At 40.8% G+C, this 240-nt stretch carries 1 protein-coding gene; it reads right to left on the bottom strand.

Annotated features, from left to right (window positions below):
* Positions 1–240, bottom strand: a 240-nt coding sequence (locus R2R70_RS22795; protein ID WP_410979317.1) for a GDP-mannose 4,6-dehydratase, incomplete at both ends; no start/stop codon positions are given.

Here is a 240-nt window from a genome sequence, read left to right on the forward strand (position 1 = left end):
GTGAATAAACCAGTTTCACCTAAATCACCATAGACTTCATCTGTTGAAATATGATGGAAGCGAAAATCGGCTTTTTTGCTATCGACGAGGGTTGTATAGTAACTACGTGCGGCTTCTAACAGCTCGTATGTACCTACCACGTTTGTTTGAATAAACTCACCTGGGCCATCAATTGAGCGATCAACGTGACTCTCTGCAGCTAAATGCATGATAAAGTCCGGTTGATATTTTTCGAATACT

The organism is Cobetia sp. SIMBA_158 (assembly GCF_046566945.1).
Taxonomy (GTDB): domain Bacteria; phylum Pseudomonadota; class Gammaproteobacteria; order Pseudomonadales; family Halomonadaceae; genus Cobetia; species Cobetia amphilecti.